Source organism: Yoonia sp. I 8.24, assembly GCF_022096995.1.
Lineage (GTDB): Bacteria > Pseudomonadota > Alphaproteobacteria > Rhodobacterales > Rhodobacteraceae > Yoonia.
Genome location: NZ_JACXGQ010000006.1, coordinates 19,164 through 33,722, shown reverse-complemented (window position 1 = coordinate 33,722; position 14,559 = coordinate 19,164). Strand labels below are relative to the sequence as shown.

The following is a 14,559-nucleotide window of genomic DNA, read 5'->3' as shown; positions in this document are numbered from 1 at the left end:
CTCTTAATCAAATTGCCGCATGAATTTGCGATCTATGTGGTTTTTCAGACGCCACAGCGACGAGCCACCCCACGCCATGCCAAACCTTTCTGCCAAGGCCGATTTTCGGCCGAGCGATACGAGCTTTAGATAGTCTTTTTGCGGTTTATAGGGGCGCGTTACCCCGCCAGAAATCACCGCGCGTAGGTTGTCGAACAATATAGGCGCTTGGCGCACCGCATAGACCCCGGCCTTGGGCCGTGGATCAAATGCCAGATGCGCGCAATCACCGACCGCAAAGATACGCGAGTCATATGACGCAAGCGTTGGGTCCACGATGATATAGCCGTCCTCCAACGCAAGGCCCGTGTCAGCGATCCAATCATGTGGCTTTGCACCTGCTGCCCCAACGACAAAATCGCTGAGGATTTCTTGCCCCTCAACGAGCAGGACACCATTTTGCGTCAGCGCGGACACCTCTGCGTTTTCAAGGAGATCAACGCCTTGCGCATCCAAGGCCGCGTGCATTTTTACACGTGCCCTATCGCCCAGCGCTGACAAAGCAGTACCGCGATCAATCAATGTCACTTGTGGCGCGCGGTCCGACAACGCATGCGCCATCGCCATCGCTAGTTCAGCGCCCGCGACACCGCCGCCAATGATTGCCACCTTGGGGTCAATCGCCGTAGCCCGGTACTGGTCCCAACGGCTGGCGAAAACCCCCAACGGCTTTGCCGGCACCCCATGCTGTGAAAAGCCGGGCGTCTGCGGCATTTCTGAGGTGATCCCAATATCAACAGAGCACAGATCATATCTTATCGAGGCATGTCCGGATACATGGACCATTTGCGCGTCTCGGTCGATCCCTGTGGCCGCGCCATTGATCAGCTGCGCGCCCGCGAACTGGGCAAGGCGGACTAGATCAATATCCAGTTCATCCCGTTCATAATGCCCTGCGACGAACCCGGGCAGCATGCCTGAATAGGGTGCCGTTGGCCCCGGATTAATCACTGTGACGCGGACGCCCGGTAACGGGTTCATCCCCCAAAGACGCAGAACCAACGCATGGCAATGCCCACCGCCGATCAACACAATATCCGTCATGGCGACAACCATTGGCCAGCCCAATTGCTCGCACGGGAAAAAGAGGCTCGGCGGTGATCTGGCCCAAGGTGCACCACATCAATGGTCACGATCCGGCAAGTCAGCACTGCAAATGTCGCCGGATCAGGCTGTTTGACGTAATCAAGCGCCGTTTCAATCCGCGCGCCCGGACGCGGGACAACACCGTAAGATTGCAGCGCGTGATCTGGGATTTTTTCCCAAAGTGCGCGCGTGTCGGTACCAGTGGCGATGCTGACTTCGGCCTGTAACCGTAGTTGCAAGGCTTGTTCGGCGTCCCAAACGTGAAGGGCCGCGCGGGGATGCGCGCGCAGGCTGCGCATTTTGGCAGAATGCAAATCCGTATGCACTGTCAAGCTATGGTCCCGGTGGCTCACGCTGCGCAGCACAACCGAGCGCACTTCTGGCCAACCATCTGCCGATAGCGTCGCAAAATTCGGCAGGCGCGCGGGGTGCTCTGGCTCTGCCACGCCACGGGCCAACGTTTCCCATACGCGGGACTTGAGCCCGCCAAGTGTTTCAAACCAATTACTCATAACCTGTCATCTCTAGATATCCGCGCCCTTGGTGGCTGCCCGTAACCCTTACTGGCCCTTCCCAATAAGGGACGCTTGTCGTCATCCATGCATTATCATTGATGGCCGTCACAGTAACATCAACATCGTGTGCGGGCAGTGTAACCTGCCAACGCACCGGAACACCTTGCGCGTTTTCATCCAACGGGACCGCAATGAACGCGCCGTCTTCCATCGCGGTGGTGGCCCCATCAGCTGCAATCCATGTGGCTGCGGTAAAATGCGCCCCATCCGTTTGTTGCAGGCGAAAGCCCATCAGCTTTGCCCCATCACTAAACGACAGCGAAAACCAATCCCAACCCGTCTGATTTTCACCCAAAGGCTGACTAGACCATTCGCGATCCAGCCACGCCGATCCCGTCACGGGGACATCACCGGTCGGCAAAGCCAACACACCGGCTACATCGAAATAGGGCTGTGAATAATAGTATGACGCTTGGCCTTCGGCTGATTTCACCGAAAATCCCGCGTCGCCGTGAAACACCAGCGGGCCTTGGGCGGTCAAATCCATATCATAGGCAAAATCCGCACCAGAGGCCGACATCGCAAGGGTGTTCCAATCACCAGAAAGTTCCCAATCATCAATCCACGCAACGAACGGATCAGCAGTCACGCCCGCCTGCCCGATCCCGCCCCGGCCCAATCGTTCGCTGACATAATGCGCGTCAGGCGTGGTGACGGCAGCATGCCCCATCCACAACTGAGGAGCGGTCCAGCCTGCCCCTTCTTCTGGCGCGAGGGCTGAGCGAAACAGCGTCCATTGCAGCCCGTAATCTGTCCCATCCGCCCCCGCCAGGTTTGCGGTCAGGTACCACCATTCAATTCGGTAGTCGTTGTGGGGGCCGTGATCAGTCGGAAAGGTAAAAATCGGGTTCGGCTGCGGCACAGAGAATCCTTCGACCTCTGTCCCAAGCCCCGCAAACCCTTGCGCATGCGCCATGAACGGCAGCGCGCAAAGTATCAGTGCTTTAACGTTCATTTGAAAACACCTTCAGCAAATCTGCTGGCGGGGTGCGGGCCAATCTGCGCGCGGGCCACAGTGCGGCCAATGCCGCCGCGAGTAGGGCAAACACCCCCAAGCGCGCGTAATCCATTGGAAACAGATACATTGGCAATTTCCAACCAAAAGCAGCCACATTCACGACCGACAAAAGCGCCCATGCCAGTGCCAATCCCAATGGCAAAGCGACCACCGCTGTCAGCATCGCAAGCAACACCGCACGCAACAATTCCAACCGGCCCAATTGCGCCCGCGTCATCCCCATTGCCCATGCTGGGGCAAGCTGCGGCACCCGCATCGCAGCAAGGGTTAACAGGCTCATCAAAATGGCAAAGCCCGCCACGGCAAGCGTCAGAATATTCAACGCCGTCGTGACGGTGAAGGTCCGTTCGAAGATTGCAAGCGAAAGCGCTTTGATCCCTGCTTGGTTGATCGTTTGCGCGGCGGATATATCTGTCTGTGCGCTGAGCACCGCAATGAAATCTGGCACCCGTTCCGGGGCGATACGCAGGCCAAAACGGTCTGGCGTTATCTCAGGGTACATCTCTTTGAAAAGCGCTTCAGCAATAATTGCTTGGCCAATCGGGTTGCCGTAATCCCCGTAAATGCCAGCAATTGCCATCTCACGCCCTTGGACGGTGACATAGTCCCCGACAGACAGGCCACCGCGCCGCGCGAGCTGCTCATTGAGCAAAATCGTCTCACCGGCAAACGTTGTGTCCCATAGGTCTGGCGCAGCCGAGAGCATCTGCCAATTATCGCGGTACGTCGCATGATCGCGGGTGCCGTAAATTTCAGTGGGCTGATCGGCGATGGTCGTTTGGCTGAACATGATCGGCAGCACAGCATCCACAAGCGGCGTGGCATAGGCGACAAACGCAGTCGCTTGGGCCGGGTCGGCAGTATCAACATAAAGCTCTGAAGTAAGCCGCTGTTCAAGAAACCCAGTGAATGTTGTCCGAAAGCTTGAAACCATCGTCGATACGCCCACATTCGCGGCCATCGCCAGCAACAGCGCCATCAACGCCAATGAAAGGCCCGGCAATTGTTGGCGCGTATCAGCCCAAAACCACTGCGTCACGACAGACCGTGCGCCACGGCTCGCAAACGCCAGCGCCCGGTCCAAGATAAACGGAAGCGCCAGCGCCGCGCCAATCAGCAAACACGCCAAAAGCGCGAACCCCGCAATCAACCCTTGTGCTGTGACGCATAAGATCACGCAGACCGTCAGCAATAGGGTCGCAATCATCGCTTGCGCTGCGGCGCGGCGCCCCGCGGCCATCGCCAAGGCGCGTTTTTGCGCTGCTGCAAGTAAAGGCATTTTTGCCAGTTTCCACAGTGCCCCGGTCGCCGCGACCGCTGTGCCGCCCAGCGCAATTGCAAGGCCAGAGGCCCACCACGAGGGGCGCAATTGCAGCGTGCCAGACACATCCGCCCCATATAGCCCGCGCAGGGTAGCGGCCACATCCGGCAGTAAAAGCGCAGCAATCATATAGCCGAGCAACACCCCCAACGCCCCAGCAATGACGGCAAAGATCATCAACTCGGCGGCCATCAACAGCATCAAACGCCGCAAAGGTACGCCCAGTGCGCGCAGGGTGCGGATCACCGGGCGGCGTTGTTCAAACGCCAACCCAATTGCCCCGTTCACAATGAAAATACCCACAGCAAAAGACAGCAGACCAAAGGCAGTGAGGTTCAGGTGAAAACTATCAGTCAACTGCGCGGTATCCGTCGTTTGCTGTGCGCGTTGGCGGATCAAATCGGGGGCGACTTGCGCCAGGTCATCTTGACGAATGGGCTGCACGGGGGCAACGACAAGGCTGTCGATCTCATCTGGACGCCCCAAAATGCGCTGCGCCACAGCTATATCGGTGACGGCCGTATTTGGGGCTGCATTCTCGCTGATGATCACGTCAAAATCTGGCAGGCGCGCTGCGACATCGGCTGATCCAAAAAGCTGCCCCTGCCCGGCGATGAACCCTGCAATATCCGCGCCTTGCGCCATCTCAGCGACACCCATGCTGCCCGGCGCTGTCAGCGGTTCAACACCAATGATCCGCACATCGTTCATGCGGCCTGTGATCACCGGGCTGACCAGCCAGCCCGCGCGGCGCAGTGCCACATAGGTAGTCAGATCAATTGGCTGCCCATCACGGCGGGCCAATCGGTCATAGCTGCCTTCGCCCAAGGTTGTGGATGCGGCCCGGTAGCTTGCGCGCGCTTCAGCGTTGACGGCCTGCACCCCCGACCAAAGCGCCGTTGCCAGTGCCAATCCTGCAAGTAAGGTAAACAGCTGCAACGGGCTGCGCCACCAATGCGACAGCAGCGCATGAAGCGTGGCCCGTGTCATGCGATTTGACCTGCGCGCAAATGCACCCGACGTTGCATCCGCGCGGCCAAGGCTTGCGAATGCGTCACCATCAACAGTCCAGCCTGCGTTTCACGGATCAGTTCAAGGATCAAGTCCATCACAATCGCAGCGGTTTCTTCGTCCAAATTTCCCGTGGGTTCATCCGCCAGCACCAAACGCGGTTTCGGTGCAAGGGTGCGTGCAATCGCGACCCGTTGCTGTTGCCCGCCGGACAGCTGCTCGGGGTACTTATTCAACTGAGAGGTCAACCCCATACGCTCTGCAAGCGTCGCAGCCCAAGCCGGATCATACCGCCCCGCAAGACGGGCTTGAAACGCGATATTATCGACGATTTTCAGGCTCGGAATCAGATTAAACTGCTGAAAGACGACACCAATGCTGCCCCGTCGGATCGCAGCACGCCCATCATCATCAAGTGCTGCGATGTCTGTATCATCCAGCAAAACCCGCCCTTGGTCGGCCGTATCCAGCCCACCAATAATGTGCAAAAGCGTGCTTTTCCCGCTGCCAGATTCCCCGGTCAACGCAAGCGTTTCCCCAGCGGACAGCCCCAAACTGATCCCACGTAGAACCGCAAATGGCCCGTCGGCGGTTGCATAGGTTTTATGGATGTTTTCAACAGTTAACAAAATGATCCCCCGCGCGTTGCATATGAGTAGCACGTAGAACCGCGATGAAAAGAGCTAGGCTCCGACAAGCGTAATCAAATTCCCTGCCGGATCCTTCACTTGCAAACGGCGCACATATTTCAAACTGTCATCCCAATAGGGGGCGACACCCGCGTTTTTCAGTTGTTGATAGGCTTCATCAATGTTTGGGATCACCAGAGAGATTTCCGGGGACCGGGCTGGATCTGGCGGACCAAAGCGGACCTGTCGCATCCCGGTGTCCCCCCAAAACGCGTCTTTGCCCGCGTCATCATCTGCTATGTCGATTTCTGGGATACCCAGCAGCGTCAGGTAAAAGTGGCGCATCTCTTGCTCTTGATCTGGCAAAAGCGGCACACGCACCATATTCGCTGGCGTACCATTCTGGCGGCGGACCGGATCGTCCATCCATTTATCGTGAAAAAGCCCCGGGCTAATACGTGCGCCCTCGTCGGCCGCGCGAGCACCGCCGCGCCGTGTCAATTTACGGGCTGTATAAGCAACGCGCAGCCAACTTAAGTTCATCAAACGCATAATCTACCCCTCAAATTCAGTATACATATGTATACAATATAGGTGCGCGTCCCAATTTTTCAAGATTGTGACCTCACGTTGTTCTGGCCGCCGGTATCTTCGCGCGTAAACTATGCCAAACAATTCAAAGAGGCATCCATGACTGATATCGTAATTCTTTGTGGCGCACGGACGGCCATTGGCACGTTTGGCGGTGCTTTGGCGGGCACAGCGCCGATTGATCTTGGCACGGTGGCCGCAAAAGCGGCGCTTGACCGCGCGGGCGTGGCTGGCGACCAGATTGGCCACGTCGCATTCGGCCACGTCATCAATACCGAACCGCGCGATATGTACCTAAGCCGAGTTGCGGCAATGAACGCGGGCGTGCCCGACACAACGCCCGCAATGAACGTGAACCGCCTGTGTGGGTCCGGCGTACAGGCGATTGTATCGGTGATCCAATCATTGATGCTGGGTGACGCTGCGTTCGGGTTGGCCGGTGGTGCCGAAAACATGAGCCGCGCGCCCTATATTTTGCCAGATGCGCGTTGGGGCGCCAAGATGGGCGATATCAAATCCCAAGATATGATGCTTGGCGCGCTCAACTGTCCGTTTGGCACAGGCCACATGGGTATCACAGCCGAAAACGTTGCCGCTGAACACGGGATCACCCGCGCAGATCAGGATGCTTTTGCCATGCAAAGCCAATCACGCGCAGCGCAAGCCATCGCGGCCGGGTATTTTGACAGCCAGATCACCCCTGTCCAAGTCAAAGTCAAACGCGAGATGGTCGATTTTATCCGCGATGAGCACCCAAAGCCCAGCTCGCTTGAGAAGCTTGGCAGCTTGCGCCCCGTTTTCCAAAAAGATGGCACTGTGACGGCAGGAAATGCCTCGGGCATTAACGATGGGGCGGCGGCGATTGTGATGGCAACCGCTGATGCGGCCGAAAAGGCGGGGTTAACACCAAAATTCCGCGTGTTAGGATATGGCCATGCAGGCGTGCGCCCTGAGGTCATGGGCATCGGTCCAATCCCGGCCGTGCGTAACCTGCTCGAAAAAACAGGATTGAGCGCGGGCGATTTCGACGTGATCGAATCGAACGAAGCCTTTGCTTCGCAGGCGTTGGCCGTCAGCAATGAATTGGGATTCGATCCTGCAAAGGTCAACCCGAATGGCGGGGCGATTGCACTGGGCCACCCCGTGGGCGCAACAGGCGCAATCATCACCGTGAAAACCATGTATGAATTGGAGCGCACAGGCGGCAAGCGCGGGCTGATCACCATGTGTATCGGTGGCGGCCAAGGGATCGCGCTTGCGATTGAACGAATCTAGGTCGGATAGGCGCGGGTGAACACCCAAGTATCGCCCGCCGAAAGATCAGGATCAAAGGCATAGCCACCGCTGGTAAAGCCTTTGATTTCTTCGGGATCGGTCAGGTGGTTTTCAACGATAAAGCGCGCCATTGCACCCCGTGCACGTTTGGCGAAAAAGCTGACGATGCGGGGTTTGTCGTCTTTGACTTCCATGAACTGCGGCGTGATCACCCGCAATTTCAGGGCTGTTAGATCAACGGCGCCGAAATATTCTTGGCTCGCGCAATTCACCAAGACCTGCGCACCAACATCACCCGCTTGCGCATTCAGCGCCTTTGCAATCGTCGCGCCCCAATAGTCATAAAGCGACGTGCCGCGCCGCGTTTTCAAACGGCTGCCCATTTCCAAACGGTAAGGTTGCATCGCGTCCAAAGGGCGCAGAAGGCCATAAAGCCCAGACAAAATACGCAAATGATCCTGCGCCCAAGCCATATCATCATCAGTTAATGTCTTAGCCTCGAGCCCTTGGTATGTGTCGCCATTAAACGCGAGTGCTGCAGGTTTTACGGCTTCGGCAGCGGGTTCATCGGCAAAGGCTTTGAACCGATCACGGTTCAAGCGCGCCAAATCATCCGAGAGGCTCATCAGCTTTTTAAGCTGGCCTAAGGTAAGATTGCGCGCCGTTTTCGCCAAACGCACAGCATCGGCTTGAAAGGCAGGTTGCGTCGGCACAGTGGCGACCGGATCCATATCAAGTGCTTTGGCGGGAGAAATGACGACGAGCATGGCAATTTTCTTATAGTGATATAGGGAGATGTAGCACGCCTGACGGCTAGTTCAACTGGCCTTGCAACGGGTATTGCCCGTCTTCGAATGGACCGAAGAAATCATCGACATCTGGGTGATCAACCGGTTCACCCGAATAATCCGCGACAAGGTTTTGTTCAGACACATAAGCCACGTAAAAGCTTTGGTCGTTTTCCGCCAGAAGGTGGTAAAAAGGCTGATCTTTTTTGGGGCGGCTGTCTTCGGGGATGGCGTTGTACCAAGCGTCCGTGTTTGAAAACATCGCGTCCACATCAAACACAACCCCCCGAAACGGGTGTTTGCGGTGGCGAACCACTTGGCCGAGATGATATTTCGCACGCGTCTTGAACATATGTTGAATATATGGCCCATAGGGACCTAAAGTCCACGGCAGTCGCTGCGTTTTTAGGGAAACAGTCTGTGAACATGATCTTAACGGTGCTCAATATCTCGGCACCTGTCTTCATTTTGGCCGCGATTGGTTTCACTTGGGTCAAATTGGGTTTTGAATATCGGGTTGAATTCGTCACACGGCTGACGATGACGCTTTCAGTGCCCTGCCTGATCTTTGTCGCATTGATGAAAACCGACATCGACCCAGAGGCACTGGCGGCGCTATCTCTCGCCTCTGTTGCTGCCTACCTTATTGTTATGGCAGCTTTCTTTGCCCTGATTAGGATATCAAAGCTTGAGATGCGGACCTATCTCAACCCGCTGGTCTTTGGTAACACGGGCAACCTTGGTCTGCCCTTGGCGCTTTTTGCATTTGGCGAAGTTGGATTTGGTTACGCCGTTGTCGTTTTCGCGGTCATGGCGATTATGTCGTTTACCATCGGGGTTTGGTTCGTTTCAGGTGGCGGTTCACTTAAACGCGTGGTGCAAGAGCCTCTCGTCGGGGCGACATTGTTGGGCGCATTGTTCTTGTGGCAAGGCTGGCAAACGCCATTGGTCATCACCAATACCCTTGAGTTAATTGGACAAATGGCGATCCCAGTGATGCTGATCACGCTTGGGGTGGCCGTTGCGCGGCTTGAAACGAAGGCCATGACGCAAGCGGTCTGGCTATCGGCCGTCAAGGTTGTGATCTGTGTCGCAGCGGCGTGGGGCGCGAGCGTCTGGTTCGGGCTTGATGAAATCGCGGCTGCCGTCCTGATCGTGCAGATCGCGACCCCAGTGGCAGTCACATCCTATCTGTTGGCCGAAAAATATGGGGCGGATGCGCAGCCCGTTGCCGGGCTTGTTGTGGCCTCGACCTTGCTGTCCGTGATCTATTTGCCGCTCATCTTGGCTTTTGTGATCTGATCAGCCGCGCTTAAGCATTTGCAGATCAGCCAGAACAGGCTATCGTACAAAAAAAACAAAATAAGCGAGAGGCATATGAGCAGTTTCTTTCGCGCAATGGCACTAATGCTGATTTTAGGCAGCTGCGGCGGACAATCGAGCCATAACTCGGCCCCGCGCAACCTTGATGATGCATGCAGTATTGTGTCCGAGCGCCCCGAATACCTACGCGCGTTCCGCGCTGTCGAACGCAAATACGGTGTACCTGTGCCGTCATTGATGGCGATCATCTATCAGGAAAGTAAGTTCATCAGCGATAACCGTCCGCCGCATCGCTATGCACTGGGTGTAATCCCGGTTGGGCGGCAATCGTCGGCCGTTGGCTATAGTCAGGCGCTAGATGCGACGTGGCGCGAGTATCAGGACGAAGTCGGAGGATCGCGTGCGCGCCGCCAAGATGTAAATGCAGCCACCGATTTCATGGGCTGGTACATGGTGCAAACGGTCGAAGAAACCGGCGTCGCCATCGATGACACCCGCAACCAATATCTCGCCTATCATGATGGGCGTTCAGGATATTTGCGCGGCACGTGGCGTTCAAAAAGCTGGCTGATCCGGATCGCAGGCGAAGTCGAAGCGCGCGCCGTGATGTACGATCAACAGCTCCGCGCTTGCCGTAAACGCTAACCAAAATGGCGGCCACAGTGGCCGCCATACTTTTTTTCGCTGATCTTTAATTGCTGCGATTGCGGGTTTCGGCTTGGATATTAAACAAAATATCCCGCACCCGTCCGCCAGCAACCATGTCATTCATAATAACCGTCGTCTGTCCGCCCACATCATCTGTGACAATCCACTGGCGCAGCTCAATGGGGTTACCTGTAAACACCAGCTGGATACTCCCATATTCGGGATGATCCGGGTCCTGGGCGGTGACTGTGGTTGTCGTCCCGTCTGACGTCACGCCCGTCACCATATCGGCCTGCTCTAGATTAACGTTTTCGCGCAAGATAAGCCCAAGCGGAGTCTGGTTAAGCGGATACCGCTCTGGCCCCGCGTTTGAGCGCGGATCGAAGATCGCAAGCGACCCACCGCCACCAATCACCAGCGTATTGTCAGGTGCAGCATAGTCGAACCGGATACGGCCGGGACGTTTGATATAAATCGTGCCCGTTGACAAAGTGCCGTCTTGGTTAAGCTGCGTAAACCCACCTTGGGCGGTCTGCAACCCGTTCAGGTATTGTGAAATCTGCGCAAGGCTAAGCTCTTGTGCGGAGGCGGCCCCAGCGCAAAGCGCAAGGCCAATAGCGGCGACGGAGGATAGGATACGTTTTTTCATGTTCTTTACCTATGTGTTCAACCGGGAAGTTCCAGCCTTAGATCGCATAAGAACAGCATTAATGGCGATGATAGGCGATATCAGGCCAGCGGTTTCTAGATAACACAGTGGAATTTTCAATATTGTTCAAAAAAAATGCCGCAAATAATTCGCGGCATTTTCGTGAATATAAAGGACCGGGTTACTTCACCCAAATTTCGACACGCGTATGTTCAGCACCCGCCACTTGACCATCGTAGCAGGTTGCCGGCGAAATATTCCCGAAACCCTGTGCAGACAGCGTAAGCCCATTGGCCGCCGCAACATTTGGTGCAAATTGCGAAAAGGCTGCTTGCATATCTTCTGCCGCAGCAGCTGAAACGGCCTGCGCGGCATCACCTGCCCCGCCGAAGCCAACAAACATGACTTCGCGGTCAGCCATTTCAGACGTCGCCAGTGCTTCTGCAAGCGTTGTGAACATTGCGCGGTTCCAGCCCGCTTCGGGTCCGCTTGTCGCGCCACCAAACATCGTAGGTGACAGGCGCTGTGCCTCAAACAAGCGCTGGAACATTTGCGCAGCGGCAAGCCGTTCTGCTTCAGCGAGATCTGCGCCAAGCAGCGTGTTCAAACGATGGTTTTTTGAATCTTCGTCTTGCGCTGTAGCCGAGAAGCTATCGAACCCTTCGGCGGAAACAAGACGCTGCACAACAGAGCCAGCAGCGAAATCAAAAATATCCGCTGTTAATTGTGTTTCAGGCACGCTGTCAAAGCGCATCATCAACGGGCGAGCCAACGGGTAGTCGCCGGAAATCACGTTAAAGCTATCCAACGTAACGGGCATGCCACATGTGCCAGAGACCGGAAGAACATTGTTGTCCGATGCATCGGCAACCTCGACGACACTGATCGCCCCGGCGAATTGATTGACGGATGACGCAATGCCGGGCCCATCGGCCATTGTCAAAACATTGCCTGCGATCGATTTACCTGCTGGTTCCATGACAAGCTGGATAAACTCGGTACGCATTGTCGAGGTTGCAGGCAATTGCAACGGCAAGATCGCCAAATCCGGCCCGCCAAGCTCTGACCAATTGGTAATGTCGCCAGCATAAATGCCTGCCAGATCCGCCAATGAGACAGCGCTAATATCGATGTTTGGTGCGACAATCACCGCAAGCGCACGTGTTGCTAACAACTGGTCGCTTACCGCCGGCGCAAGCGCCCAGTCTGCGGCTGTAGCATAAGCTTGCGGCGCTTCACCTTGTAATGCCGCAACAGTCACAACCGCGTGCGAAGTTCCCCCAGTATCGGCAATACGCAAGTTAGCTTGCGCACCTGTGTCAGGAAGATCCAGCGTGATTTCACCCGCCGATCCAATGGTCAAATTCGCGTCTGTTTGGCCCGTCGTGACATAGGCCCCGACCACAATGCGGTAAATCGTGTCAAACGCAGGGATGAGGAAGCTTACGGTTATTTCGTCAGTGCCGCCAACAACAACGGTTTCGGCTTCGGTGGCCACGTCTTGAAACGCGGCGCGCGTCAGACCAAAATCATTGTTCGCGATCACTTCGTCACAACCTGCACCGTAACAAACAACCTCTGATGCTGGGACGCTGACCTGCCCTACGGATGTTTCCACGGCCACCATCGTTCCATTGTATCCAACGATCTCACCGTCGACGCTAATGAACCCATCGACAGAGCGCAGCTCCACCGGTTGTGCAAAAAGCGCTGCTGGCGCAACTGCGCACAGTAATGTTGCGGAAAGACTTGTTAGCTTCATCATATTCAACTCCAGTGCCACGTTATTTCGCGCGCGCGAAAAATACGCGGCAGATATATTAAATCGGTTGGCAAAACCGGAACACTTGCCCTCATTTAACGCAGAGGGCGCTGACACTCAGAAAACATACACAGCCAAAATTAACTAATTGTTAGCCGCGGATTTCCGCCGATACAACTACTGGCGTGTCAGAGAGCGTACAAACTATGTGTAAAGGCAACATTTTACGGGCAATCAAGCGCTTTGCTTGCGATGGAAGTTTGTTCGGCGGTTAAACTTTGATCAACCGCTGGTCACAGTGACGTTGAAAAATGCGGCCGAAAAAGCGCGGCCGTTAATCCAGGTTTTGATCTGGGACATTGTCGGTCCTAAGCATCAGCCCTGCAAAATCAAATAGCTTCGGATCAAGCAAATGCGATGGTCGCGCATTCATCAACGACCGAAACATGACTTGCCGCCGACCGGGGCTATTCTTTTCCCAGCCATCAAGGATTTGTTTGACCTGTTGGCGCTGCAACCCGTCCTGTGATCCACATAGATCACAGGGAATGATCGGGTAATTCATTGAAGTCGAAAATTTTTCGCAATCGGCTTCGGCGACATGGGCCAACGGGCGATAGAGGAATAAGTCACCTTCCTCATTCACCAGCTTGGGTGGCATCGTCGCGAGACGCCCGCCATGGAACAGGTTCATGAAAAACGTTTCCAAAATATCGTCGCGGTGATGCCCCAGCACAACGGCCGAACAGCCTTCTTCGCGCGCGATACGATACAAATTCCCACGCCGCAGCCGTGAACACAGCGCACAGAACGTCCGGCCTGCAGGGACTTTATCCATTACAATAGAATATGTGTCTTGGTATTCGATTCGGTGCGGCACACCCATCTTTTCAAGAAATGCCGGTAAAACAGTCGCTGGGAACCCCGGCTGCCCTTGATCCAAGTTGCAGGCAATCAGTTCAACCGGCAAAAGCCCGCGCCATTTCAATTCATACAGAATCGCAAGCAGCGTGTAGCTGTCCTTGCCGCCCGACAGGCAGACAAGCCATTTCGCGTCACGCTCAATCATACCGTATTGTTCAACCGCTTCGCGTACATTTTGTACGATGCGCTTGCGCAGCTTCTTGAACTCGGTTGTTTTGGGCGCACCGTAAAACAGCGGGTGAATATCGTCGGCTTCATCTAACATGGGCCTGCTATGCCAGATGATACGCACGCGATCCAATCGAAAGTTTAATCCGGTACGTTATCCACGCCACCTTTAGACCACGGATTGCAGCGCAGGATGCGCCAAATGGTTAACCAACTGCCCTTGATTGCCCCGTGTTTCTCGAGCGCTTCAAGCGCATAGGCCGAACAGGTGGGATGATAACAACAGCTATTGCCGATCCAAGGTGACAAAACCAAACGGTAAGCTCGCACAGGCAATGATACGACATAGGCAAGGGGTGTCATCTGTGAACCTTTTTCAACGCGCGGCGAAAATCCGCGATTAACGTATCAAAAGATAGGGTCGCGGTGACATCTTTACGACCCACAAGCACATAGTCCCAACCGTCGCGGCCCATTTCAGGCAGTACAATGCGGGCGACCTCGCGTAACCGGCGCTTGGCACGGTTCCGGGCGACAGCGTTGCCGACTTTCTTCGAACAGGTAAATCCGACGCGAATCCCTGCTGCCTCGCCATCCGCGCGCTTGCGCGCTTGCAGGTGAATGCCGGGAGTGCCTTGGCGGTGCGCATGGGACGCGCGCACAAAATCCGCACGTTTGGTCAAAACATGCAAACAAACGGAAACCGCCGGAGTGCCTTCAACAGGCCCAACCGGCGGTTTCAAATCGCTCAA

16 protein-coding genes are annotated in these 14,559 nt (G+C 55.7%); 3 read left to right on the top strand and 13 right to left on the bottom strand.

Annotated elements, in window-relative coordinates:
* Window positions 1-3: 3 nt before the first annotated feature.
* Genes Yoon_RS12970 through Yoon_RS12945 form a run of 6 tightly spaced genes read right to left on the bottom strand, consistent with a single transcriptional unit; the run spans window position 4 to window position 6,231 of the window.
* Window positions 4-1,083: an FAD-dependent oxidoreductase gene (locus Yoon_RS12970; protein ID WP_370642173.1), complete on the bottom strand. Its 1,080-nt coding sequence runs from the start codon at window positions 1,081-1,083 to the stop codon at window positions 4-6.
* Complete coding sequence (locus Yoon_RS12965) at window positions 1,080-1,637, bottom strand: pyridoxamine 5'-phosphate oxidase family protein (RefSeq protein WP_238112698.1); 558 nt, start codon at window positions 1,635-1,637, stop codon at window positions 1,080-1,082. Before Yoon_RS12965 ends, Yoon_RS12970 begins: the two co-directional genes overlap by 4 nt.
* On the bottom strand, window positions 1,630-2,655 hold the full coding sequence (locus Yoon_RS12960) for a lipocalin-like domain-containing protein (protein WP_238112697.1): 1,026 nt from the start codon (window positions 2,653-2,655) through the stop codon (window positions 1,630-1,632). Before Yoon_RS12960 ends, Yoon_RS12965 begins: the two co-directional genes overlap by 8 nt.
* Complete coding sequence (locus Yoon_RS12955; protein ID WP_238112696.1) at window positions 2,645-5,029, bottom strand: FtsX-like permease family protein; 2,385 nt, start codon at window positions 5,027-5,029, stop codon at window positions 2,645-2,647. Before Yoon_RS12955 ends, Yoon_RS12960 begins: the two co-directional genes overlap by 11 nt.
* On the bottom strand, window positions 5,026-5,682 hold the full coding sequence (locus Yoon_RS12950) for an ABC transporter ATP-binding protein (RefSeq protein WP_238112948.1): 657 nt from the start codon (window positions 5,680-5,682) through the stop codon (window positions 5,026-5,028). The genes Yoon_RS12955 and Yoon_RS12950 overlap by 4 nt, the downstream gene beginning before the upstream one ends.
* A 51-nt stretch (window positions 5,683-5,733) precedes the next feature.
* Complete coding sequence (locus Yoon_RS12945; RefSeq protein ID WP_238112695.1) at window positions 5,734-6,231, bottom strand: hypothetical protein; 498 nt, start codon at window positions 6,229-6,231, stop codon at window positions 5,734-5,736.
* 138 nt (window positions 6,232-6,369) lie between these two features.
* Between Yoon_RS12945 and Yoon_RS12940 the strand changes: the two genes are divergently transcribed.
* Window positions 6,370-7,545 (top strand): acetyl-CoA C-acyltransferase family protein, encoded by a 1,176-nt coding sequence (locus Yoon_RS12940; protein ID WP_238112694.1) that lies wholly within the window; start codon window positions 6,370-6,372, stop codon window positions 7,543-7,545.
* On the opposite strand, the gene yaaA is transcribed toward Yoon_RS12940, so the two are convergent.
* Both yaaA and hspQ read right to left on the bottom strand, forming a co-directional pair.
* Complete coding sequence (gene yaaA / locus Yoon_RS12935) at window positions 7,542-8,312, bottom strand: peroxide stress protein YaaA (protein WP_238112693.1); 771 nt, start codon at window positions 8,310-8,312, stop codon at window positions 7,542-7,544. The two genes, Yoon_RS12940 and yaaA, sit on opposite strands and share 4 nt — an antisense overlap.
* Before the next feature lie 46 nt (window positions 8,313-8,358).
* The gene (gene hspQ, locus Yoon_RS12930; protein WP_113777984.1) at window positions 8,359-8,685 is read right to left on the bottom strand and encodes a heat shock protein HspQ; all 327 of its coding nucleotides are present in this window, start codon (window positions 8,683-8,685) and stop codon (window positions 8,359-8,361) included.
* 68 nt (window positions 8,686-8,753) lie between these two features.
* Between hspQ and Yoon_RS12925 the strand changes: the two genes are divergently transcribed.
* The gene (locus tag Yoon_RS12925) at window positions 8,754-9,635 is read left to right on the top strand and encodes an AEC family transporter (RefSeq protein WP_238112692.1); all 882 of its coding nucleotides are present in this window, start codon (window positions 8,754-8,756) and stop codon (window positions 9,633-9,635) included.
* A 75-nt stretch (window positions 9,636-9,710) separates the two neighbouring features.
* Window positions 9,711-10,301 carry a transglycosylase SLT domain-containing protein gene (locus Yoon_RS12920; protein WP_113777985.1) on the top strand — a complete coding sequence of 197 codons (591 nt, stop codon included), beginning with the start codon at window positions 9,711-9,713 and terminating at the stop codon, window positions 10,299-10,301.
* 46 nt (window positions 10,302-10,347) lie between these two features.
* Here the strand turns inward: Yoon_RS12920 and Yoon_RS12915 are convergent, their stop codons facing one another.
* The 5 genes from Yoon_RS12915 to rnpA all read right to left on the bottom strand — a co-directional run bounded on the left by Yoon_RS12915 (window position 10,348) and on the right by rnpA (window position 14,550).
* Complete coding sequence (locus Yoon_RS12915; RefSeq protein WP_238112691.1) at window positions 10,348-10,953, bottom strand: outer membrane lipoprotein carrier protein LolA; 606 nt, start codon at window positions 10,951-10,953, stop codon at window positions 10,348-10,350.
* Window positions 10,954-11,134: 181 nt separating this feature from the next.
* Complete coding sequence (locus Yoon_RS12910; protein WP_238112690.1) at window positions 11,135-12,718, bottom strand: substrate-binding domain-containing protein; 1,584 nt, start codon at window positions 12,716-12,718, stop codon at window positions 11,135-11,137.
* Between the two features lie 331 nt (window positions 12,719-13,049).
* Complete coding sequence (gene ttcA, locus Yoon_RS12905) at window positions 13,050-13,904, bottom strand: tRNA 2-thiocytidine(32) synthetase TtcA (protein WP_238112689.1); 855 nt, start codon at window positions 13,902-13,904, stop codon at window positions 13,050-13,052.
* A gap of 44 nt (window positions 13,905-13,948) precedes the next feature.
* Window positions 13,949-14,170, bottom strand: a complete 222-nt coding sequence (gene yidD, locus Yoon_RS12900; protein ID WP_113777988.1) for a membrane protein insertion efficiency factor YidD — start codon at window positions 14,168-14,170, stop codon at window positions 13,949-13,951.
* Window positions 14,167-14,550, bottom strand: coding sequence for a ribonuclease P protein component (rnpA, locus tag Yoon_RS12895; RefSeq protein ID WP_370642179.1), 384 nt, complete (start codon window positions 14,548-14,550; stop codon window positions 14,167-14,169). Before rnpA ends, yidD begins: the two co-directional genes overlap by 4 nt.
* Between the last annotated feature and the right edge of the window lie 9 nt (window positions 14,551-14,559).